Raw genomic sequence first — 20,402 nt, 5'->3', positions numbered from 1 at the left:
GGTATGCTGTCCCGCTGGCTATTATTGGGCGAATGGAAAGCGCATCTGGTGCAGGCTGCCGTGGCTATCATTGCCATCGCGCTCGGGGTAGCGCTCGGGTATACAATTCATCTGATCAACACTGCCGCGTTCAATGAATTTTCCGCCGCCGCCAGAAGTCTTTCCGGCCAGTCCGACTTGGAAGTGCGTGGCCCGCGAGCGACGTTTGACGAGTCCCTTTATCCCATGCTGGCGCAGCATGATCATGTTGAACTTGCCAATCCGGTACTGGAACTCGATGTCGCCATTCCAGGCAATTTGCATGAGCGAAGAGATGCCACCTTAAAAATTCTCGGGTTGGATATATTTCGCGCTTCAGTCATGGCACCGGACCTGATCGGGATTCCGGCTGAAGACAAGCTATTCGACATCCTAGGGGACGATGCCATTTTCCTCTCTCCCGCCGCAATGGAGTGGTTGGGGGTAAAGCAAGGCGACCCCTTGCAACTCCGCGTCGGCACGCAAACTATTACGCTGCGGATTGCAGGCAGTCTGCGGCGAGCGCGTGCCGGACAACGTATCGGAGTGATGGATGTCGGCGCTACCCAGTGGCGCTTCCAGCGAATCGGCCAACTGTCGCGCATTGAATTGAAATTGATGCCGGGCAGCGATCGTGCCGCATTCAAAGCGGCACTTGAACAGGAACTGGCGCAGCGCGGGCAATATTTGGTTACGGAAACCGCCGACCAGGAGGCGCGTATCGCCAATATGTCGCGCGCCTATCGCGTCAACCTGAACATGCTCGCCATGGTGGCTCTATTTACCGGTACGTTTCTGGTATTGTCGACCCAAGCTCTATCGGTCGTCCGGCGCCGCCATCAATTCGCGTTGTTGCGGGTGCTTGGATTAACGCGTGGGCAGTTGCTGAAGCAAATTTTATTCGAGGGAGCAGTCCTCGGCGCCATCGGCTCGCTCGCCGGACTTGCCCTTGGCTATGTCACCGCCGCTACCGCTCTGCATTATTTCGGCGGAGACCTCGGCGGCGGCTTCTTTACTGCGGTGAAACCTGAAGTGCGTTTTGACCCGCTGGCGGCCATCCTCTTTTTTATTCTGGGACTGGGCATCACGCTGCTGGGCAGCGCCGCTCCCGCCTGGGAAGCTGCGACAGCTAATCCCGCCCCGGCACTCAAATCCGGAAGCGAAGATGCCGCGCTCTCAAAACTGGCCACGCCCTGGCCCGGCTTGCTTTGCCTGGCATCGGGAATATTGTTTACTCAACTACCGCCGGTTTTCGATTTGCCGATCTTCGGCTATCTCGCGATAGCGCAATTACTGACCGGCGGCATCGTCCTCATGCCACGTCTTTCAGCATTGATTTTCTCTGCCCTATCGCCCGCGTCCGCCAAGCGCAAGCCCGGCACTGTCGCGTCGATACTCGCCACGCTGTCGTTGGCACGCCTGGCCAATGCTCCCAATCAGGCTGCCATCGCTTTGAGTGGGGTGCTGGCAAGTTTTACCTTGATGGTGGCGATGGCGATCATGGTTGCGAGTTTTCGCGTGTCGGTCGACGATTGGCTGAAACACATCCTTCCGGCCGATTTGTATTTGCGGACAGCCACGAGCGGAGATGCGCGCGGGCTCACGCCGGATGAAATGAAAGCGCTTGCGAGCGTACCCGGTATCGCCCGCGTGGACTTTTCTCGCTCATCGCAACTGATGCTCGATCCCAGCCGTCCCAGCATCGCGTTAATCGCGCGTCCCATTGACATGAGTGATCCGGGCAATACGTTACCGATGACGGATGACGCGATTGCCCCCGCCCTGCTTCCGAGGAATGCGATGGTGATCTGGGTATCTGAAGCGATGGTTGATCTATATGGTTATACGCCAGGCAAGCAAGTAACCTTGCCAATAGCCGTTCCCGCCCCAAGCTTCATTGTCGCTGGCGTGTGGCGCGACTACGGGCGGCAATTCGGCGCGATACAAATGCAACTGGCGGATTATCAGGCGTTGACCGGCGATCGGCATGTGAACGATGCTGCGCTCTGGCTGCAAAAGGGAGTGACGCCCGAACAGATGATGAAATCGATGAAGAGCTTGCCGTTCGGTAATGTGCTCGAGTTTTCCGAGCCCGGTCAAATACGCGCATTAAGCCTGAAAATTTTTGACCGCAGCTTTGCGATAACCTACTTGCTGGAAGGCGTTGCGGTCATTATAGGATTGCTGGGGGTGGCAGCCAGCTTCTCGGCGCAAGCCTTGGCCCGCACCAAGGAATTCGGCATGTTGCGCCATATCGGCATGACACGCCGCCAGATCCTCGGTATGCTGGCGGTGGAAGGCGGTCTGCTGACCACGCTTGGAACTGTGCTCGGGTTCACGCTCGGCTGGTGCATCAGCCTGATTCTTGTCTTTATCGTGAATCCCCAGTCATTCCACTGGACCATGCAGTTGAGTCTCCCATGGAAAGGGCTGCTGGCGGCAGCGCTGGTGTTGATAGCATCGGCCGCTATGGCCGCGCTCGCGGCGGGACGCCGCGCGGTCTCGGGCAATGCAATACGTGCGGTACGGGAGGATTGGTAATGCATTTTTCCAGTGTAATCCCGTTCATACCGGTTGTTCTCACGAGCGAGGGCGCTTGATGATCTTCAAACTCAAGAGCTTGTTGACACGATCGCTGAATTTTTTTGTCACGTTTTTTGTTGTGACTTGCGTCGTCGCCACGTGCGTCTTCGCTGCGCCACCCCGCTTTTCTCAAGTGATTCAGGGCGTACCGCTCACCTTTCCGCATGATTTTGGCGCTCATCCGGAATTCCGTAACGAATGGTGGTATGTAACGGGCTGGCTGGAAACTCCTGACAAAAAACCGCTCGGCTTCCAGATCACTTTTTTTCGCGTGGCAACCGAACACGACCGGGCCAATCCGAGCCGCTTTGCTCCCAAACAACTCATCATTGCGCACGTGGCGCTGTCCGATCCTGCTGTCGGTAAATTACTGCAGGATCAAAAAAGCGCACGCGAGGGTTTGGGCCTGGCCTATACCAAGGAAGGCAATACCGATGTGAAACTGGGCGATTGGTATATGCTGCGCGAGGAAAATGGACACTATCAGACAAGCATAAAGGCGGATGACTTTACGCTGCGCTTGTCGCTGGCGCCTACCCAGGCGCCGATGCTGCAGGACGACAACGGTTTTTCCCGCAAAGGACCACAGCCGGAACAAGCCAGCTATTACTACAGTGAACCACAGCTACAAGTTATGGGAACCGTCATCCGCAATGGCAAGGAAGCTGCTGTAAAGGGCGTTGCCTGGCTCGACCACGAGTGGTCCACCGCCTATCTCGATCCGGCAGCCGAAGGATGGGATTGGGTTGGCGCCAATCTGGACGACGGCTCCGCCCTGATGGCTTTTCAAATACGCGGCAAAGATGGGAGTAAAGTGTGGGCGTATGCCGGCATCCGGGATGCGTCCGGCCGCTTCACACTATTCGAACCGGAGCAGGTGACCTTTGCACCACAGCGCACCTGGCGCTCCCCCCACACAAATGCCACCTATCCCGTGGAAATGCGGATTCAAACTGGCGCGACGGTATGGCTGCTTACCCCTTTGCAGGATGATCAGGAACTCGACTCCCGGCAATCGGCCGACGCAGTCTATTGGGAAGGCGCGGTGACCGTTACCCGTGATGGCAAACATGCCGGCCGAGGCTACTTCGAAATGACCGGGTACGTAAAACCATTAACGCTATAAGCCGCTATAAGCCGTGAGGGGTCTGCCCGCATCCGGCCCTGTTTATACCCACTCCCTGCAGGAGAATTTATGGGCCGTAGCTTGCAGACGATCGATCTTGCCAAATGAAACCGATGTTGCAAGAGCGGGGTTACAGAACCCGGATACACTTTTTTTTCCCCTCGCTGGTATTGCTGCTATTGATGCAAAACGATGCGGCCTGGGCTAGCAATGACGAATTCAGGACTGCATGCATAAAGCTGGGTGAGACCGTTGCGGTAGTGGTTACGTTCATGGACATTGCTGCTTCCGAAAACAGCTCACACACCTTGAAATCCCTTAAATCGCTATCGGGCAAGACCAGTGATCCGCATCATAACGTGTATGGCCTGACACAGGCTGAACCGACATTCAGCTACGAAATTAAACCCCGGTGGGGCATCAGCCCTGTGGGACAAACCTGCATGGTGCCAGATGTTTCAGTAAAAATGGGATTTTCGGCAATGCGGGTTTATCTCGCTCGGGAGCTTCAGGATAGTTGCAGAAAAAACATTGTTCGTGAACACGAACTCGAGCATGTATCTGCCTGGAAGTCCCACTTCCGCATCGGTGCAAAATTGCTGGAAGATCCTTTGCGGCGCGCTTTTTCCCAGCCACGTTACTATGCATCCAGAACTCAGGCGCAAGCCGACTTGCAGCCGTGGGCGGAAGGAGTGCTGAAGCCCTTTCAGCAACGATTAATGCAGGGTGTTGCATCGGCCCACCGCGCGATTGACTCACCGATATCCTACAATCATGTAAAGAAGCGGCTGCGTGCATGCCCTCCTAGTGCCGACGGGATATTGTGATGCGGCCGGCGCGTAAGAATCACGGTTAGCGGGTGGGTATATCTTTTCTGCGCGACCCCGGGGGGTTTACAGGCGCCGGGATGCGCAGGATAGTGTGATGATGCGGGGCAAACAGGCGCGCCTGCTCAAGCCATATACTGATAAAATCCCGTGCGCCATCAATCTTTGCTGCCTACATATTGCGGCTCTTTTTAATCAGGTCATATGCGGCCTGTACTTCCTGCGTTTGTGCGGTAGCCATCGAAATCATGTCTTCCGGAACGCCCTGCCCCATGAGTTTATCGGGATGATACTGGCTCATCAGCTTTCGATAAGCACGCTTGATTTCCTGATTGCTGCTTTCCTTACTTACGCCCAACGCTTTATAAGCGTCATCCAAAGCAGTGGCGGAGGTTGCTTGACCACCGGCAAAATGGGACTGGTTTATCACCATGCGCAGCAGTTGCTGGAACGCAGACTGATCGTAGCCCAAATGCAGAGCAAAATCTTTTAGCAAACCCTCCTCGGCCGCATCCAGCACCCCATCAGAAAGCGCCATGACGATAAGATAAATCAGCAGCATCTGCTTCAGGCTGTTCGTATGTCCACAAACCGCCATAAACTCTTTCAGCTTGGACTCGACATCAAAATCCGGCGATGCTCCCTGCTTAAACAGGGCAATTGCCAGCTGCCGATGGTCCGACGACATCCCCAGCTTCTGCATGAAGTTTTCAACATGATCAATCTCGTCTTGAGAAATATGCCCATCCGCTTTGGCAAGCTTTCCCATCAAAATGAAAACGGTTTCAATAAAAACTGTCTGGCGATGGGCATTCGTGAGCGGATTAATGGCGCCCATCCCATAAGCTCTGTAACGATCGATAAAACTTCCCACGAGATATCCGACGAACGCGCCGAAAATACCCAGGAAGTAATAGCCTAATAAAACTCCAATTATCTTAAACAAGGGAATTCCTGCGGATAATGTGAAAAAAAGTAGGTCATAGTGAGCGAAATAACTGGCCTTCGCTCCAGGCATTAGAAGAATCTAAGCGTTTAATCATGCTCTTCGAACTGCCAGAATCTTTTGTAAGTGCAAAGGAATAATGCAGGCTGCACTGACTATCGCCGCCTCCTGAACTTGCAGCGCGCCACGCGTTTCCACAGTTGGAAATCCTCGGCGAACACTAAGGACAGTGGCAGCGCCTGTTTTCGAATTAAACCATATTTTCTCCCATTCTCCCTCGTAGGCATAAAATATCTATGCATTTGACCTAGTCACATTTTTGAGGTAGCTTGGGATTGAGGCTGCAATCCACCTCATCTTTTATCTTCCCGTGTAAGCGGTTAGCAAATCAAGGAGATACAAAATGGCCGACCCAAAGACTTCATTTGATGAGTTGTATGACAAGATTGAAAATGCGGTAAAGAATCTGACAACGTTAAAGGTGGTCACGGCTGTAGGCGATGTGACTATCAGTCAGAGCAGCGTTACCGAAGATGACACGACTCACGAAACCCGTTCCGAAAATTATCAGAATGCCAAAGCCATTCTCAGCACGATCGACCTGATTGACGGCGACATAATGACGGTTATGGATGAGGTGTTTGCCAAGGATGCGATCTATGCCAGCATCCGCGACGACCATATGGAGCGCATCAAGAGTGCGCAGCAAATTGTAAATCAGAACGTGCAAACCTTGCTCGCCCTGGTTAAAGCCGTCGGCGACATTCTGGAGGCTGTCAATACTCAAAAGCGCGCCAGGCAATCCGAAAGTGTCGGTGGGGGCGGGACGTAATCCTGGCCAGCCACAAGATCATTTGAGGTCACAACATCGTTTGCTGGAACCAGCAGATGGCTCAGATGATGTGGCTTCTTCCATTGTAACGGGTTGAAGTTTACGAAAAAGATTATTTCCAAGGAGTCATCTCATGGCGGAAAAAGACACTACCGACAAAATGGAGGGCGCTGCAGGGCAATTCACGGATATTGTCAAGGATTTGTTCAATATTGAGGTCAATACCATTTTAAAAGATAAAATTTCCGCGCAGAAAATGCCCAGCCTCCGGCACGCCATGGTAGATATTGGTAAAGAATATTTTGAAATCTTGAGAGAAATGGAGCTGTCTCGTTGCCGTTTTCTTTTGCGGAAAAGTGGAAATGAGCAAATAGAGAGCCGAACTGTAAAATTTGGAACTGCGGAATTCAACGATATGCGGCGCGGAGGGGGGTTTTATACGCAGGAAGAGATAGACAACAGTACGCAAGATGACAAGAAGGTGCGATTGGTTGTGCAGCCATCGGTGGAGTGGCAGTTGGGTGGATTTGGTGCGTTGGATATTATGTGTGCCTGGGCTGATCGATTTTTGGAAGACCCCAAGAAAAAAGAATACCTGGAGAATAGGCAGCTCTCTGTTCTGCCGCGTATTAAAGATAATGCCGACATGCTTAAAGGGATGTTCAGCGCGATATGCAGGCGTGATAACAGGCTAAAAGAGAAGGGATTGATCGAAGAGCTGAAAAAGATTCCCCGGGAGAAATTGACATCCAATACGGTGGTGGAATTGAGTCAAAAAATTGATTTGGAGCGAACATTGGTTCTGACCAACCAATACACCCGGTCAGAGATCGTGAGTGATGAGAATCTTCCACCGTTGCCCGTGAAAGATAGTGAATTATTGTTGATACGGAAGGTGTGGGAAGTAGGGACGGAAGTCATTGCCATGCAGACGACTATTCAGGTAGATGGGGATGTGATTACCCGCTTGAATCTGAATTGCATGGATGAGCACCCGGATTTATTATCCTATCATAATGCGGGAGTAACTACCGCTTTGTGCCATTGGAAGGATTTGATTACCATTGCCAAAGAGCTGGTGCTGGCTGTTGGGCGAGGGGTGGCGAGCAGATTATCATAATGCGTATGTGGCGCGATTTGCAAGACGTGATTAAGATGGTCAGCGAGGGCGGTATGCAAGTCGTGACGCTGGTCGCCGAACCGGAAGGAGACATAACCGTATCCTCCACATCCTCCGCCTATCAGGGCAAAGTTTATGACCGGCGAGGCATACGAACGACAATCCAGTTTGATTCGGATTACGTCACCACGTTGTCCCTGGAGGCGCTTGCCATGCCTGAATTGTGGAAGCGTCACACAACTATTTTGCAGAAAAAATTAATTATCCTGCAAAGAATACGCGGTTGGGTGCAGCGAAGCTGGCTCCTCTTTTTGCTCTTTCCCGCCGGTACTTTCATTTTTGATGTAATGGCAGGCGGGTATAGCGTGCTCTTGGCGGTGGCCATTGTGCTGGCCCGAACGTGGGTCGTGCGCTTCCTGTATAAACTCCTACGGCCGCCGGCTTTGGCAGTTGCCAGGCGGTATGCCCAGCGGCGTTTCCGGCGATTTGTTTCCATGCCGGCACAACGGTAGCTGAATCGCCCCTACAATGGATGGTACGGCTTGAAGGTAAACGTCAGTTGATCTTTTAATCATGCCTGCAAATAAATTCTCAGGAATTGGAACCCCTGGGAGTTGCTCTAAAGTCTGTGGGCCATAAAAAAGACGTCAGAACTTTGAGTTCGTGATGGAATGCAAGAGTATCGCCTGGCGATGGCTCCCTTGATCGCACGGCTCATAATAAAGGAGAGACAGATGATCGAATTGCATTCGAGTCCCACGCCTAACGGGCAGAAAGTGATGCTCATGCTTGAAGAAACCGGAATCGATTGGCAGCACATCGATATCAATATCGGGACCGGGGATCAGTTTAAGGCCGAACACTTAAGGCTCAACCCCAATAACAAGATTCCCGCAATTGTGGATACAGAGGGACCTGGAGGTGGACTCTACACAATGATGGAGTCTGGCGCCATTCTATTTTATCTCGCGGAAAAAACCGGCAAGTTTTTGCCAACTGATGCACGCAAGCGCTATGACACGGTGCAGTGGCTATTCTTCCAGGTAGCGCATATCGGCCCCATGTTTGGCCAGGCCAACCACTTCAATGGCCAGGCCAGGGATAATCAGTACGCCCGGGATCGCTACAACAATGAGACCCTGCGCCTGTACCGGGTGCTGGAAAACCGGCTGGGCAAAAGTCCGTGGCTCGGTTGCGACGAATACACGATTGCCGACATCGCAACCTACCCTTGGTGCAAGGGACATAAGGATCGCGGCGTCGATCGCGCTACTTTCCCTAATTTCATGCGCTGGTTCGAAGCCATGGAAGCGCGCCCCGCGGTACAACGCAACAATGCGATGGCGGCCGAAATCCGGGCGCGCATGAGCAAAGCGGCGGAGGGGAAGCCCACCATCAACATCTACGATACCAGGGATAACGCCGAACGGCTCATTCGCGGCACATCAACATAGCGCACCATAAGAAATGCTTGTGCCTTTATGCTTCTTGAACCATAACCATACCAACCGGCTTGCAGCGCACATCATGATGTGCAATTTTTGTTGTTATAGATGGTAGTAAGGCTACTCTTCCTGTCACTGATTAAACGCGTAGCTTCTCCAGCGTCGTAATACGTATACGCCAAGCCCGGAAGCCAAAAAAGTGCGGCTGCAACGTTGGTCCCCGTAACCCCCTTCTTGGAATCGATATCCTCTTGCGCCTTGTCAAGCTTCCCTAATTCGTCCTTGATGGCATTACAGGAGAAATTCTGGTCGCCAGGCTGAACCACCTGTATTTTTTGTGAGGTTGCACAGCCGAATAGCAATCCACTCATCGCGGCTGACAGAACTGCATTTCTCAGGAAAAGCGGCATCATTCACTCCATTTCAGCCGCAAAAGCGCATGATTAAAGCCGAGGCTGAGCCGGCTTCGCGCAGAAATTTATCGGAAGCATCGGCTCCGCGATTCGGTGTTATGTGCGTTGCATAAACACTTTCCGATCATGCCATATAAATGAACATGCTGTACATGATAACTATCGAACCGAGGGTGGCTCATAGACTATAAACGAAAAATGAATACGAATATTCAAGTATCCTCCTTATTCTCTGCCTCTATCAAGAACAAAAGGAAGAGCTATAACAGAATGGCTTGGGAATGGAGAACAGCGGAAAACAGCCCAACACATCCGTCATGTTAATTTTACGAAGATTTCATATATAGCGTCTCCATCGGTTAAACTCGGTAATTTCATTTACGCTTACATCATCTATGGCTCAATACGTTCTTACCATGAATCGCGTGGGCAAGGTCGTCCCTCCCCGGCGCACAATACTCAAGGATATCTCTCTCAGTTTCTTCCCCGGCGCAAAGATAGGGCTGCTTGGCCTGAACGGCTCGGGCAAATCCACGGTGCTGAAAATCATGGCGGGGGTGGACAAGGATTTCGAAGGCGAGGTGACGGCGATGCCCAATCTCAATATCGGCTATCTTCCCCAGGAACCACAACTCGATCCCGGACAGAACGTGCGCGAGGCCGTGCAGGAAGGGCTGGGCGAAGTATTCAGCGCCCAGCAAAGGCTGGAAGAAGTCTATGCGGCGTACGCCGAGCCGGATGCCGACTTCGACGCACTCGCCTCCGAACAAGTCCGGCTTGAAGCCATCCTTGCCACTAGCGGGGGCGATAGTGGCCAACAGATGGAAATCGCCGCCGACGCACTGCGTCTGCCCGAATGGGATGCCATCATCAAAAACCTGTCCGGTGGCGAAAAACGTCGCGTGGCATTGTGCAGGCTGCTGCTGTCCAAGCCCGACATGCTATTGCTGGATGAACCCACCAATCATCTGGATGCCGAGTCGGTGGAATGGCTGGAGCAGTTCCTCACCCGCTTCCCCGGCACCGTGGTGGCGGTCACGCATGACCGTTATTTTCTCGACAACGCCGCCGAGTGGATTCTGGAACTCGACCGTGGTCACGGCATTCCGTGGAAGGGCAACTACAGCTCCTGGCTGGAACAGAAAGAAAATCGGCTGAAGCATGAAGAATCGACCGAATCCGCACGCCAGAAGGCGCTGCATAAAGAGCTCGAATGGGTACGGCAGAACCCCAAGGGGCGGCAGGCAAAATCGAAGGCGCGTATTGCCCGCTTCGAGGAACTTAATTCGCAGGAGTACCAGAAACGCAATGAGACCCAGGAAATTTTCATTCCCGTGGCGGATAGGCTGGGCAACGAGGTCATCGAATTCAAGAATGTTTCCAAGGCGTACGGCGACCGCCTGCTGATAGATGATTTAAGCTTTAACGTACCGCCCGGAGCCATTGTCGGCATCATCGGCCCCAACGGGGCTGGCAAATCCACCCTGTTTCGCATGATTACAGGAAAAGAACAGCCGGATTCCGGCGAGATAACAATTGGCGCGACGGTAAAAATATCGCATGTCGATCAATCGCGTGATGCACTGGAGAGTGGCAAAACCGTATTCGATACCATCGCCGGCGGCCACGACATGCTGACTGTCGGCAAGTATGAAACTCCCGCACGCGCTTATATCGGCCGCTTCAACTTCAAGGGTGCCGACCAGCAGAAGATTGTCGGCAACCTTTCCGGTGGCGAACGCGGACGGCTTCATCTGGCGAAAATGCTGATCTCGGGCGGTAACGTACTGCTGCTGGACGAGCCCTCCAACGATCTCGATGTCGAAACCTTGCGTGCATTGGAAGATGCATTGCTGGAGTTCGCCGGCTGTGTCCTGGTCATCTCGCACGACCGCTGGTTTCTCGATCGCATCGCCACCCACATCCTTGCATTTGAAGGCAATTCTCAGGTTACATTCTTTGCGGGCAACTATCAGGAATATGAGGCTGACAAGCGGAAGCGCCTCGGTGAGGAAGGCGCAAAACCGAAGCGGATCAGGTATAAGCCGATTAATCGGTAATTTTCAGGAATAGATACGGCCAAGTTTGTATCGTCCAGTCTGCCGCGGCTTCTGCTAGTAGCGGCCCTCGCGCTTGGGCCCTGTACCATTGTATCCTTCGTCCCTCTTATTGTCTTCCGTATACCTTTCGGTACCGTCGGTGCTATATCGGGAATTGTCCCGCTTACTGTCTGAACTCATGCTGCTTGTTGCCCGCTGTTTCTTTTTTTCCCCCTCCCCGGGTCCACAGTCAGTGTCCCTGACGGTTGCGGAATCACCAGCAGCAATCGAATCCGGCATATCACATTCCCTCGCCTGAACGACTCCCATGCTGGTGATGCTGAAAATCAAGCTACCCCCCAGCACCAGTGATTTTGCCGTTAATATGGAAGTAATTTTCATGGCTGCCTCCTGTTTTAATTTATCCAGCAATCAATATTGCTGAATGATACACATTGCCGCGAAAAGATTCGTACGCTAGCACACGGATTTACGGCGACACCGAAATCAATCCCAGCCTGAAGGTGTTTCCTGATCGTAGCCGGTTTCCCCCTTATATGAGGGAGCAGCAAAACCGGAAAGGATTCGTATATTATATGAACAGGTTAAATCTCCGTCAGCCCTCTCGGCCGGCTTCTTGATCAGTCCATACGCTGGCTGTATTCACATGCTCCGGACGAAATCCGATCCCGATGATCCGCGCAAGGATTCCGCGCAGGAACGGAAACCGTGCCAGGCGCCGGATAAAGAGTGGTGGCACGAGTGAGCCGCCGCCATGCAGCACGCGAGTGATGACGCGATTCTGAAGGAAGAGTTGAAGTCGCTGTGTCATGCGCGTCGGCAAGTCGCGGCGCTGTTGAACCCGCTGCAGGTCCTCCACGCGCAGGCAGTCTTCGCGTAACGACGCGGCCAGTAAATTCGATGCGGCGATTGCATCCTGAATCGCCAGATTGATGCCCACGCCCCCAACCGGGGACATCGCATGTGCCGCATCTCCGATACAAAGAAGGCCCGGACGGTACCACTGGCGCAGCCGATCGACCTGAACGGAGAGAAGCTTGATCGCCTCCCAGTCCCCAAGTTCCCCAACACGGTCGGCTACAAACGGCGCCAACTCCGCCAGACTATGACGGAATGATGCCAACCCTTGCTCGCGAATCTGCGCATCCGACCCCTTCGGAATCACAAAGCCGCACTGCCAGTAATCGCCCCGGCTCAGCATGATGAAGATCCGGCCTATATCGAAACGCCCAACAGGATCTTCCGGGTCATCCGAACGCCGCGAGAGCCGGAACCACAATACATCCATGGGCACGCCAAATTCCTCGACCTGTAAATCCGCTCGTGCGCGTACGACGGAGTGCCGGCCATCCGCTCCCACGATGAGACCAGCGCGCACGGCGAATGGCCCATCCGGAGTCGCTACCTGAAGCCCAACGACACGTCCAGCTTCCTCCATCAGCCCGGTCACCTCGGCATTCATTCGCAATTGGAATGTCGGATAGCGTGCCGCCCGATCGGCAAGGAGGTTAAGAAAATCCCACTGCGGCATGAAAGCGATAAAGCGGCATCGGGCTTTCAGATAAGTGAAGTCTGCCACCGTCAGCGCCAGTTCGCCAAACTGCGCATTAATCCGCGGCGCTTTTTGATGCGGCAATTTCAGTAGCGCTTCGAGAAGCCCCAGTTCATGCATGACTTCGAGCGTCGAAGGATGAATCGTGTCACCGCGGAAATCCCGCAGAAAGTCTGCATGCTTTTCCAGCACCAGTACCTCGATCCCGGCGCGAGCCAGCAGCAACCCCAACATCATGCCGGCCGGACCGCCTCCGGCGATGCAACACCGCACTGACACCGTATCCATTTCCATTTCCTTCCTGGACGAGTAGGAAAAACAGGAACAGGCAAAGACTACGCTGTGAAACCGGAATTAACAATCCATCGTATCAAACTCGGACTTGTGCCGGTTTGCAAAGGCAATGGCTTTTCTACGCAATTCTCTGTAAATTAGGATTTTTACTCATTTTACCAAGTATGCACGCTTATCACTTCCATGTCCGGTAGCCGCCTTCCTCTGGGCCATATCACTGCCCTGGCGGTCTGGATTGCTATCTCCGGTGCAATTTACCTGTATTTTGATGCCCGCCAGAAACCGACGATTGCCGTGGCCAGTGCGGATCTCGCCCGCGGGGAAGTGACCATCCCGAGATCGCGGGACGGACATTACTATGTGCGGGGTTCAATCAACGGCCATCCTGTCGATTTTATGGTGGATACAGGAGCCAGCATGGTTTCGATTGGTCGTGATATCGCGCGAAGTGCCGGTTTGCCGAGTGGCATGCCTGCCAGTTTTTCGACCGCAAACGGTACGATTATGGGCGAGATTGTATCGGGGCAGACTGTCGAAGCAGGAGGTATCGTAGTGAAAGGTCTCAGTGTAGGAGTTGGCGTCGTTGGAGACATGGCGCTGCTTGGACAAAACTTCTTGCGCAGGGTGGATGTGCTGCAATCAGGAGACAAAATGGTGCTGCGAATCGGGACCAAGTAGTCTCAGCGATGTGATCCAGCTAGAACCTGCGCCGGATTTGTCGCTCTATCAGGCCAGTCATCTGGAACTCCTGCTCGTCTAAAAACAGTTTCTCTCCCATACCTGGTCAGCATCGGCTAACATGTATGCGCCGGCTACGCCCCTTTGCATCACTGTATAACCTAACAATTGGCGCAAGTAGCTGGTATAGGAATTGATATAATCCGGCAAAATTTCCTAACCCGCTTTTCAAAATAGAACTCATGAAATCAGTTTATCGATACATACTCGCCCTGGTCTTTGTCTTTACGGCCTCTGCCGAGATACACGCATCGGGCAAAGCATGTCCTGATTGTCCTGAATTGGTATCCATCCCGGGCAATAACTTTGCCATCGGTAAATTCGCTGTGACTTTTGATGAATGGAATGCGTGCGTTGAAGGAGGCGGCTGCGGCGGATACGAACCTTCGGATAATGGTTGGGGGCGCGGCAACAGGCCAGTGATCAATGTGAGCTGGAATGATGCGCAAGCTTATGTGCAATGGCTGTCGCGCAAAACGGGGAAAACCTACCGTCTGCCGAGTGAAGAAGAATGGAAAATCGCCACGCGCGCCGGCACCACGACCGATTACTATTGGGGCAACGATGTCGGGCGTAAGAATGCCAATTGCGATGGTTGCGGCACCGAATGGGACAACAGAAGAACCGCGCCTGTTGGCAGCTTCGAGCCCAATGCCTTCGGCTTGTACGATATGATGGGCAATGTCTGGCAGTGGACGGAAAGCTGCTGGAAAGACAATTGCGCAAAGCGCATGTTTTGCGGCGGCTCCTGGAATCACAGACCGCAGGATATGCGTGTTACCGCATGCAACTGGTTTGACACATCAAAGCGGATGCGTTATCTGGGATTTCGTGTGGCCATGACGCTTTCCTGAAACGGCGCAGCGAAATAGACGGCTCCGCCTTTTGCACATACCTGATTCTCATACCGTAAAATGTGCAACGAAAAGAACTCCCAATTATTTTTTTCTGGCCTAGCGCCCCAGCAGTTCACCGACTCGTTTGAGCGATTCAACACCATCACAGACCACTTTGACGATAGCGATCAATGGCGCGCCCAGCAGTAGTCCAGCCATGCCCCATAGCCAAGCAAAGAAAAGCAACACAATAAATAAAACCGCAGGATTCACTCCTGCAAACCGGCCTTGTAGCCATGTGGTGAAAACCATCCCGACAGCGCTTGCGATCAGTAGGAACGAACCCGCTACCCCCAGCGCAGGCGGAAGCGACTCGAACTGAAGAAATCCCGCCACACCGCTAGCCAGCGCAATCGTCACCGTTCCCAGATAAGGAATAAAACGCAATATCCCCGCGGTTGCACCCCATATGCCAGCGTGCTCGAGTCCAAGCATTTCAAACGCGAGCCAGGTAAGGACCCCAACCAAGGTGTTTGATATCAACATCACAAGCAGGTAGCGCTGGACCTGCGCGTCCACCTCCTCAAGTATTCGCACGGCGTCCTTCTTGCGCGTGAGAGAGGGCCCCACAAACTGTACCAGTTTACGCCGGAAATGCGTGCCAGATGCAAGTAGGAAATAGGTAAGCAGCAACACGATGGGAGCCTGCGCCGCAAACGCCGCCAGCAACGCAAACTGCGCAAGCATGAAATTGCGCAACCAAGCGATGGGCTCCGGTTTTTCGATTACAGCGGTGCCGCTTCCGGTTGATTTCAAACCCGCGTCAGCAGCGGCGCCCTGGAGCTCATCGGCAGCCTCCTTCACGTGCTGCAACGCAGTCGGGCTACCGGTATACGCGGTGACCAGACTGTGACGCAGCTTGCGCGCAGCATCGGGAAGCTTTTCGATCATTGCGGCGGCATCGCCGCTTAACGAAAATACCAGCCAGGAGACGCCACCGACCAGAACAGCCAGCAAGCATCCCGCTCCCACAACCCGTGGAATATGCCAACGGTCAAGCCAGTCCACCACCGGGCGTAGCGCATAGCTGACGAGAATGCCAAACAACAACGGAACAACGAGCTCGCGCGCCAGATGCAACGCGGCGACAAGTGCAAGTAATACAAGTATCCACACCCCCACGCCTGTTCGCGCAATACGTGTAATACCCGAGGTCGTTTCGACGGCAACCGCAACCACATCCACGTTGGACGTCGGCGCCTTCTCGACCTCGGTTTTGTCATGAGATGCGTTCATGATCTCTGTTTAATGAGGGAATGGTTGTCCCTGATTGTCTCCTAAGGCGCCGCCGGATAATCCTAATCTGTCCGCCTTATTCTCGCCCCCAGCAACGATAATTTTTCCTCGATGCATTCATAGCCGCGATCAAGATGATAGATGCGATCGATGGTGGTCTCGCCCTTGGCGATTAGTCCCGCCAGCACCAGGCTTGCGGAGGCGCGCAAGTCGGTGGCCATGACATTTGCTCCGTCCAGGCTGGTCACGCCGCACACCACCGCGGTGTTGCCTTCCACTTTGATGTCGGCATTCATGCGCTTCAATTCCTGCACATGCATGAAGCGATTTTCGAATATGGTTTCGGTAATGATCGCGGTTCCGCTGGCAACGCTGTTCAATACCATGAATTGTGCCTGCATATCCGTGGGAAAAGCCGGATAGGGCGCAGTTCTCAGATTGACGGATTTCAACGGATTATTCATTTTCAGATGTATCCAGTCTTCGCCTGACTCGATTGCGGCACCTGCTTCCATCAGCTTGTCGAGAACCGCGTCAAGCGTGTCAGGGCGGGCTTCCCTGAGGCGGATTTCGCCACCGCTAGCCGCAGCCGCGACGAGGAATGTGCCCGTTTCGATACGATCGGCCATGACGCGATGCGTCGCGCCATGTAATTTCTCGACGCCTTCAATTGTAATGACATCGCTGCCGACGCCATGAATTTTCGCACCCATCGCTATAAGACAGTTGGCAAGGTCCAATACTTCCGGCTCGCGTGCGGCGTTTTCAAGCACTGTCGTTCCCTCGGCCAGGGTCGCCGCCATCATCAGGTTTTCCGTCCCGGTGACGGTGACAATATCCATAACGATGTGCGCTCCGTTGAGACGTTTTGCGTTTGCATGAATGTAGCCGTGCTCGATATCAATCTCCGCGCCCATCGCCTGCAGCCCCTTGATATGCTGATCAACGGGACGCAAGCCAATGGCACAGCCTCCCGGTAGCGAAACTCTTGCCGCACCTGCCCGGGCCAGCATCGGTCCCAGCACCAGGATTGCGGCACGCATGGTTTTCACCATCTCGTAAGGCGCCACAAGATGGGAAAGATGTGCAGCGGTCAGCTCCACTCCCTTGCCGTTCACCGCAATGCCTATGCCCATCTGCCCAAGGAGCCCCAACATGGTCGTTACATCGTTGAGATGGGGAACGTTCTCGACAGTTAACGTTTCACCGGTAAGGAGAGAAGCGCATAGAATAGGCAAGGCGGCATTTTTTGCGCCGGAAATACGGACTTCCCCGGAAAGCGGTGAGCCGCCATGGATGATCAGCTTTTGCATGGTTGATATGTATTATTCGTGAATGTTCATGTCCATCCATTCTTTGGCTGGCAAGAACTTTTCCAATGATGAGATTCGGTCAGAATTTTGTTGCCGGCAGGAAGCCTGCCGTTATGTCCGAATATATGCCAGGCAAATCTTTAACTTTCTCTGCCCGCATCAGTTTTCAAACGAGGTCGCCTGATACCTGTTTCGGAGTCTACAACGCTATCAGTCATGGTTACCGGTTGAAATATGCCGGCATTCCCTTCATCATATCGCAAAGAACACTCTCATAAATTCAAATTTACAAGCCGCTACCTCTTCCACACTCAAACGCTTTTAAGGAGATCAAATGAAAAAACAGACGATTCAAACTGGCGACGCGCCTCAGGCTATCGGCACCTATTCTCAGGCGATACGCGTCGATGGCGGGAATACGGTCTATCTTTCCGGCCAGATCGGGTTGGATCCGTTTACCATGCAGATGGTGGTGGGTATCGAGGGACAAATCCAGCAGGTGTTTTTGAATCTGAAGGCGGTAGCCGCGGCGAGTGGCGGTGCTTTGAGCGATATCGTCAAATTGAATGTCTATCTGACAGATCTTGCAAACTTTGACAGGGTGAATGAAATCATGTCCGGTTATTTCAGTCCGCCGTATCCGGCGCGGGCCGCGATAGGCGTGGCGGCGCTTCCACGCGGGGCGTTGGTGGAGATGGACGCGGTAATGGTACTACCCTGAATCTGGCGATTGACCCTTCCTTCTTCCGCCCATTTTTCACGCATTTTTTCAGCTGGGCGCATGACCCGAAAGGACTTTTTTTCATTCGACATTCACCTTATGGTGAGTTCGCTACAACTACGGGTTTAGGGCTACGGGGTGAAGTGTAATACCGGTGACAGTTCTTTTGCGAGCGGGATAGTACAAGAAAAACTCTCCAGACTTGGCATCGCCAATGAATTCGACCTGATGCTGCATTTGCCGTTGCGCTACGAAGATGAAACACATCTTTATCCCATCAACGATGCGCCCGAAAAGAAGACAGTACAGATTGAAGGCATCATCATCCACAGTGAAGTCATGTACCGTCCGCGGCGGCAACTGGTCTGCCAGGTGGAAGACTCTAGTGGCAGGATCTTCATACGGTTCCTCAATTTTTATGGCAGCCAGGTGAAAGCATATTCGGTCGGCACGCGGGTCCGTTTGTTAGGGGAAGTGCGGCCGGGCTTTTTCGGCGCGGAAATGATTCATCCGAAGTGTCGCATTGTGGGTGAATGCGAACCGTTGGCCGATGCGTTGACGCCGGTGTATCCGACCACTGCGGGGCTCTCCTCGGAAACAATACGCAAACTGATCCGGCGGACGCTGGACAGTGGTAAGCACCTCGTCCATCTCCCGGAAATTCTGCCTGACATGCTTTTGAAGCATTATCGGCTGCCAAATTTCAGGGACAGCATATTTTTTTTACATCAACCGCTACCGGATGCCTCGGCCTCACTATTGCAGGAACGCACCCATCCAGCCTGGCAGCGCATCAAGTTCGATGAATTACTGGCGCAACAGCTCTCCATGCGCTTGCATTACCGCCAGCGCCGCAGTCGTAGCGCGTTCATTCTGCCCAAGAAAAACAAACTGACCAAAACACTGCTGAAATCACTGCCCTTCAGGCTCACCGGCGGGCAGAAAAAAGCATGGGCCGAAATCAGCCGCGATCTGGCCGCCGCTCATCCCATGCAACGGCTGCTGCAAGGGGATGTGGGCAGCGGCAAGACGGTTGTCGCGACATTGGCTGTGTTACAGGCAATTGAGAATAACTATCAGGCCGCGCTGATGGCCCCGACCGAGATCCTCGCCGAACAGCATTACCGGAAACTCTCCGGCTGGCTTGATCCGCTGTTTGAACCGCTGGGTATTACCATCGCCTGGTTGTCCGGGAATCAGAAAAAAAAGCAGCGGGAGATAATGCTCGCCAATATCGCCGACGGTAGCGCCATGCTTGCCATTGGCACGCACGCATTATTCCAGGAGCAGGTGGAATTCGACAGGCTGGGACTTGCGGTTATTGATGAACAGCATCGCTTCGGCGTGCATCAGCGACTGGCCCTGAGAATGAAAGGAGCCAAAACAGGCTCAGCGCCGCATCAGTTGATGATGAGCGCGACACCCATTCCGCGCACACTTTCCATGAGCTATTATGCCGACCTGGATGTGTCGATAATAGACGGACTACCCCCCGGCAGAGCGCCGGTGCTGACGAAGCTGGTCGCGGATACTCGCCGTGATGAAGTGACCGGCCGTATCCGTGAAGCCTGCCATGACGGAAAACAGGCCTACTGGGTGTGTCCGCTGATTGAAGAATCCGAATCCTTGCAGCTCAAGACCGCTCTGGAAACTCATGACACATTGCGCCTGACTTTTCCCGAGTTGAAAATCGGGCTGGTGCACGGGCGGCTCTCACCACAGGAAAAATTCGCGGTGATGGAATCATTCAAGCAAGGTGAAATCCAACTGCTGGTTTCGACGACGGTAATCGAGGTGGGCGTGGATGTGCCCAATGCCTCCCTGATGGTGATTGAGCACGCTGAACGCATGGGACTGTCACAGTTGCACCAGCTACGCGGCCGTGTAGGACGCGGGGCGGAAGCAAGCATATGCATACTGCTGTATCAGAAGCCCCTGTCCGCAACGGCGCAAGAGCGGCTCAAAATCATCTTCGAACATACCGATGGTTTTGAGATCGCGCGCCACGACCTGCGGCTTCGCGGGCCCGGCGAATTCCTGGGCGCGCGCCAGAGCGGCGTACCCATGCTGCGCTTCGCCGATCTAGAGAGAGATGGGGGTTTACTTGATGCCGCCCGTACCGTCGCCGAGGAATTACTCCGCGACCATCCGGAAGCCGCGACACATCATCTTCGACGCTGGCTGGGGGACGGAAGCGAATACCTGCGGGTATAGAAAACCCAAGGACAGCCGATACCGCAATCGGCCCTGACGGGGAATAAACCAGGCGGTTGACTGCTCAT

Annotated in this window: 18 protein-coding genes; 12 read left to right on the top strand and 6 right to left on the bottom strand. The window is 53.6% G+C overall.

Features of this window, described 5'->3' with window-relative positions:
* Positions 1-3 precede the first annotated feature (3 nt).
* The 3 genes from BLP45_RS10455 (at position 4) to BLP45_RS10445 (ending at position 4,554) form a co-directional block, all read left to right on the top strand.
* Positions 4-2,559: an FtsX-like permease family protein gene (locus BLP45_RS10455; protein WP_256327784.1), complete on the top strand. Its 2,556-nt coding sequence runs from the start codon at positions 4-6 to the stop codon at positions 2,557-2,559.
* A 58-nt stretch (positions 2,560-2,617) separates the two neighbouring features.
* Complete coding sequence (locus BLP45_RS10450; protein WP_090372381.1) at positions 2,618-3,727, top strand: lipocalin-like domain-containing protein; 1,110 nt, start codon at positions 2,618-2,620, stop codon at positions 3,725-3,727.
* Positions 3,728-3,831: 104 nt separating this feature from the next.
* Positions 3,832-4,554, top strand: coding sequence for a hypothetical protein (locus BLP45_RS10445; RefSeq protein ID WP_143002434.1), 723 nt, complete (start codon positions 3,832-3,834; stop codon positions 4,552-4,554).
* 172 nt (positions 4,555-4,726) lie between these two features.
* On the opposite strand, the gene djlA is transcribed toward BLP45_RS10445, so the two are convergent.
* Positions 4,727-5,500 carry a co-chaperone DjlA gene (djlA, locus tag BLP45_RS10440; protein ID WP_090372464.1) on the bottom strand — a complete coding sequence of 258 codons (774 nt, stop codon included), beginning with the start codon at positions 5,498-5,500 and terminating at the stop codon, positions 4,727-4,729.
* 403 nt (positions 5,501-5,903) lie between these two features.
* On the opposite strand from djlA, the gene BLP45_RS10435 reads away from it, so the two are divergent.
* The 4 genes from BLP45_RS10435 to BLP45_RS10420 all read left to right on the top strand — a co-directional run bounded on the left by BLP45_RS10435 (position 5,904) and on the right by BLP45_RS10420 (position 8,906).
* A complete protein-coding gene (locus tag BLP45_RS10435) occupies positions 5,904-6,332 on the top strand; it encodes a hypothetical protein (RefSeq protein ID WP_090372377.1) in 429 nt (142 codons plus the stop codon).
* Between the two features lie 133 nt (positions 6,333-6,465).
* Positions 6,466-7,452 carry a hypothetical protein gene (locus BLP45_RS10430; protein WP_090372376.1) on the top strand — a complete coding sequence of 329 codons (987 nt, stop codon included), beginning with the start codon at positions 6,466-6,468 and terminating at the stop codon, positions 7,450-7,452.
* Positions 7,452-7,964, top strand: a complete 513-nt coding sequence (locus BLP45_RS10425) for a hypothetical protein (RefSeq protein WP_090372374.1) — start codon at positions 7,452-7,454, stop codon at positions 7,962-7,964. Before BLP45_RS10430 ends, BLP45_RS10425 begins: the two co-directional genes overlap by 1 nt.
* Before the next feature lie 222 nt (positions 7,965-8,186).
* Complete coding sequence (locus BLP45_RS10420; RefSeq protein WP_090372372.1) at positions 8,187-8,906, top strand: glutathione binding-like protein; 720 nt, start codon at positions 8,187-8,189, stop codon at positions 8,904-8,906.
* A gap of 71 nt (positions 8,907-8,977) precedes the next feature.
* Here the strand turns inward: BLP45_RS10420 and BLP45_RS10415 are convergent, their stop codons facing one another.
* Positions 8,978-9,310 (bottom strand): hypothetical protein, encoded by a 333-nt coding sequence (locus tag BLP45_RS10415; protein ID WP_256327782.1) that lies wholly within the window; start codon positions 9,308-9,310, stop codon positions 8,978-8,980.
* Positions 9,311-9,705: 395 nt separating this feature from the next.
* Between BLP45_RS10415 and ettA the strand changes: the two genes are divergently transcribed.
* A complete protein-coding gene (gene ettA / locus BLP45_RS10410; RefSeq protein ID WP_090372368.1) occupies positions 9,706-11,370 on the top strand; it encodes an energy-dependent translational throttle protein EttA in 1,665 nt (554 codons plus the stop codon).
* Positions 11,371-11,424: 54 nt separating this feature from the next.
* Here the strand turns inward: ettA and BLP45_RS10405 are convergent, their stop codons facing one another.
* Both BLP45_RS10405 and BLP45_RS10400 read right to left on the bottom strand, forming a co-directional pair.
* Positions 11,425-11,751 carry a hypothetical protein gene (locus BLP45_RS10405; protein WP_090372366.1) on the bottom strand — a complete coding sequence of 109 codons (327 nt, stop codon included), beginning with the start codon at positions 11,749-11,751 and terminating at the stop codon, positions 11,425-11,427.
* A gap of 214 nt (positions 11,752-11,965) precedes the next feature.
* Positions 11,966-13,210, bottom strand: a complete 1,245-nt coding sequence (locus BLP45_RS10400; protein WP_218117983.1) for an FAD-dependent oxidoreductase — start codon at positions 13,208-13,210, stop codon at positions 11,966-11,968.
* A 189-nt stretch (positions 13,211-13,399) separates the two neighbouring features.
* On the opposite strand from BLP45_RS10400, the gene BLP45_RS10395 reads away from it, so the two are divergent.
* The gene (locus BLP45_RS10395) at positions 13,400-13,894 is read left to right on the top strand and encodes a retropepsin-like aspartic protease family protein (protein WP_256327781.1); all 495 of its coding nucleotides are present in this window, start codon (positions 13,400-13,402) and stop codon (positions 13,892-13,894) included.
* Between the two features lie 242 nt (positions 13,895-14,136).
* The gene (locus tag BLP45_RS10390; protein WP_090372362.1) at positions 14,137-14,808 is read left to right on the top strand and encodes a formylglycine-generating enzyme family protein; all 672 of its coding nucleotides are present in this window, start codon (positions 14,137-14,139) and stop codon (positions 14,806-14,808) included.
* Positions 14,809-14,907: 99 nt separating this feature from the next.
* Here the strand turns inward: BLP45_RS10390 and BLP45_RS10385 are convergent, their stop codons facing one another.
* Positions 14,908-16,086 carry an AI-2E family transporter gene (locus BLP45_RS10385; protein ID WP_090372361.1) on the bottom strand — a complete coding sequence of 393 codons (1,179 nt, stop codon included), beginning with the start codon at positions 16,084-16,086 and terminating at the stop codon, positions 14,908-14,910.
* 62 nt (positions 16,087-16,148) lie between these two features.
* Positions 16,149-17,399 carry a UDP-N-acetylglucosamine 1-carboxyvinyltransferase gene (gene murA / locus BLP45_RS10380; protein ID WP_090372359.1) on the bottom strand — a complete coding sequence of 417 codons (1,251 nt, stop codon included), beginning with the start codon at positions 17,397-17,399 and terminating at the stop codon, positions 16,149-16,151.
* Positions 17,400-17,733: 334 nt separating this feature from the next.
* On the opposite strand from murA, the gene BLP45_RS10375 reads away from it, so the two are divergent.
* Positions 17,734-18,120, top strand: coding sequence for a Rid family detoxifying hydrolase (locus BLP45_RS10375; RefSeq protein WP_090372357.1), 387 nt, complete (start codon positions 17,734-17,736; stop codon positions 18,118-18,120).
* A 138-nt stretch (positions 18,121-18,258) separates the two neighbouring features.
* Complete coding sequence (gene recG / locus BLP45_RS10370; RefSeq protein ID WP_090372356.1) at positions 18,259-20,334, top strand: ATP-dependent DNA helicase RecG; 2,076 nt, start codon at positions 18,259-18,261, stop codon at positions 20,332-20,334.
* Positions 20,335-20,402 lie beyond the last annotated feature (68 nt).

The sequence above is a fragment of the Nitrosospira sp. Nl5 genome, from assembly GCF_900102495.1.
In the GTDB taxonomy this organism is placed as follows: Bacteria; Pseudomonadota; Gammaproteobacteria; order Burkholderiales; family Nitrosomonadaceae; genus Nitrosospira.
Note: the sequence above shows the minus strand (reverse complement) of the source record. Positions and strands in the feature narration are given on the sequence as shown.

What these genes read in the sequence shown, in the direction of transcription:
- BLP45_RS10455 (WP_256327784.1), top strand. Translation starts at nt 4, where the DNA reads ATGCTGTCCCGCTGGCTATTATTGGGCGAATGGAAAGCGCATCTGGTG.
- BLP45_RS10450 (WP_090372381.1), top strand. Translation starts at nt 2,618, where the DNA reads ATGATCTTCAAACTCAAGAGCTTGTTGACACGATCGCTGAATTTTTTT.
- BLP45_RS10445 (WP_143002434.1), top strand. Translation starts at nt 3,832, where the DNA reads ATGAAACCGATGTTGCAAGAGCGGGGTTACAGAACCCGGATACACTTT.
- BLP45_RS10435 (WP_090372377.1), top strand. Translation starts at nt 5,904, where the DNA reads ATGGCCGACCCAAAGACTTCATTTGATGAGTTGTATGACAAGATTGAA.
- BLP45_RS10430 (WP_090372376.1), top strand. Translation starts at nt 6,466, where the DNA reads ATGGCGGAAAAAGACACTACCGACAAAATGGAGGGCGCTGCAGGGCAA.
- BLP45_RS10425 (WP_090372374.1), top strand. Translation starts at nt 7,452, where the DNA reads ATGCGTATGTGGCGCGATTTGCAAGACGTGATTAAGATGGTCAGCGAG.
- BLP45_RS10420 (WP_090372372.1), top strand. Translation starts at nt 8,187, where the DNA reads ATGATCGAATTGCATTCGAGTCCCACGCCTAACGGGCAGAAAGTGATG.
- BLP45_RS10415 (WP_256327782.1), bottom strand. Translation starts at nt 9,310, where the DNA reads ATGATGCCGCTTTTCCTGAGAAATGCAGTTCTGTCAGCCGCGATGAGT.
- ettA (WP_090372368.1), top strand. Translation starts at nt 9,706, where the DNA reads ATGGCTCAATACGTTCTTACCATGAATCGCGTGGGCAAGGTCGTCCCT.
- BLP45_RS10405 (WP_090372366.1), bottom strand. Translation starts at nt 11,751, where the DNA reads ATGAAAATTACTTCCATATTAACGGCAAAATCACTGGTGCTGGGGGGT.
- BLP45_RS10400 (WP_218117983.1), bottom strand. Translation starts at nt 13,210, where the DNA reads ATGGATACGGTGTCAGTGCGGTGTTGCATCGCCGGAGGCGGTCCGGCC.
- BLP45_RS10395 (WP_256327781.1), top strand. Translation starts at nt 13,400, where the DNA reads ATGTCCGGTAGCCGCCTTCCTCTGGGCCATATCACTGCCCTGGCGGTC.
- BLP45_RS10390 (WP_090372362.1), top strand. Translation starts at nt 14,137, where the DNA reads ATGAAATCAGTTTATCGATACATACTCGCCCTGGTCTTTGTCTTTACG.
- BLP45_RS10385 (WP_090372361.1), bottom strand. Translation starts at nt 16,086, where the DNA reads ATGAACGCATCTCATGACAAAACCGAGGTCGAGAAGGCGCCGACGTCC.
- murA (WP_090372359.1), bottom strand. Translation starts at nt 17,399, where the DNA reads ATGCAAAAGCTGATCATCCATGGCGGCTCACCGCTTTCCGGGGAAGTC.
- BLP45_RS10375 (WP_090372357.1), top strand. Translation starts at nt 17,734, where the DNA reads ATGAAAAAACAGACGATTCAAACTGGCGACGCGCCTCAGGCTATCGGC.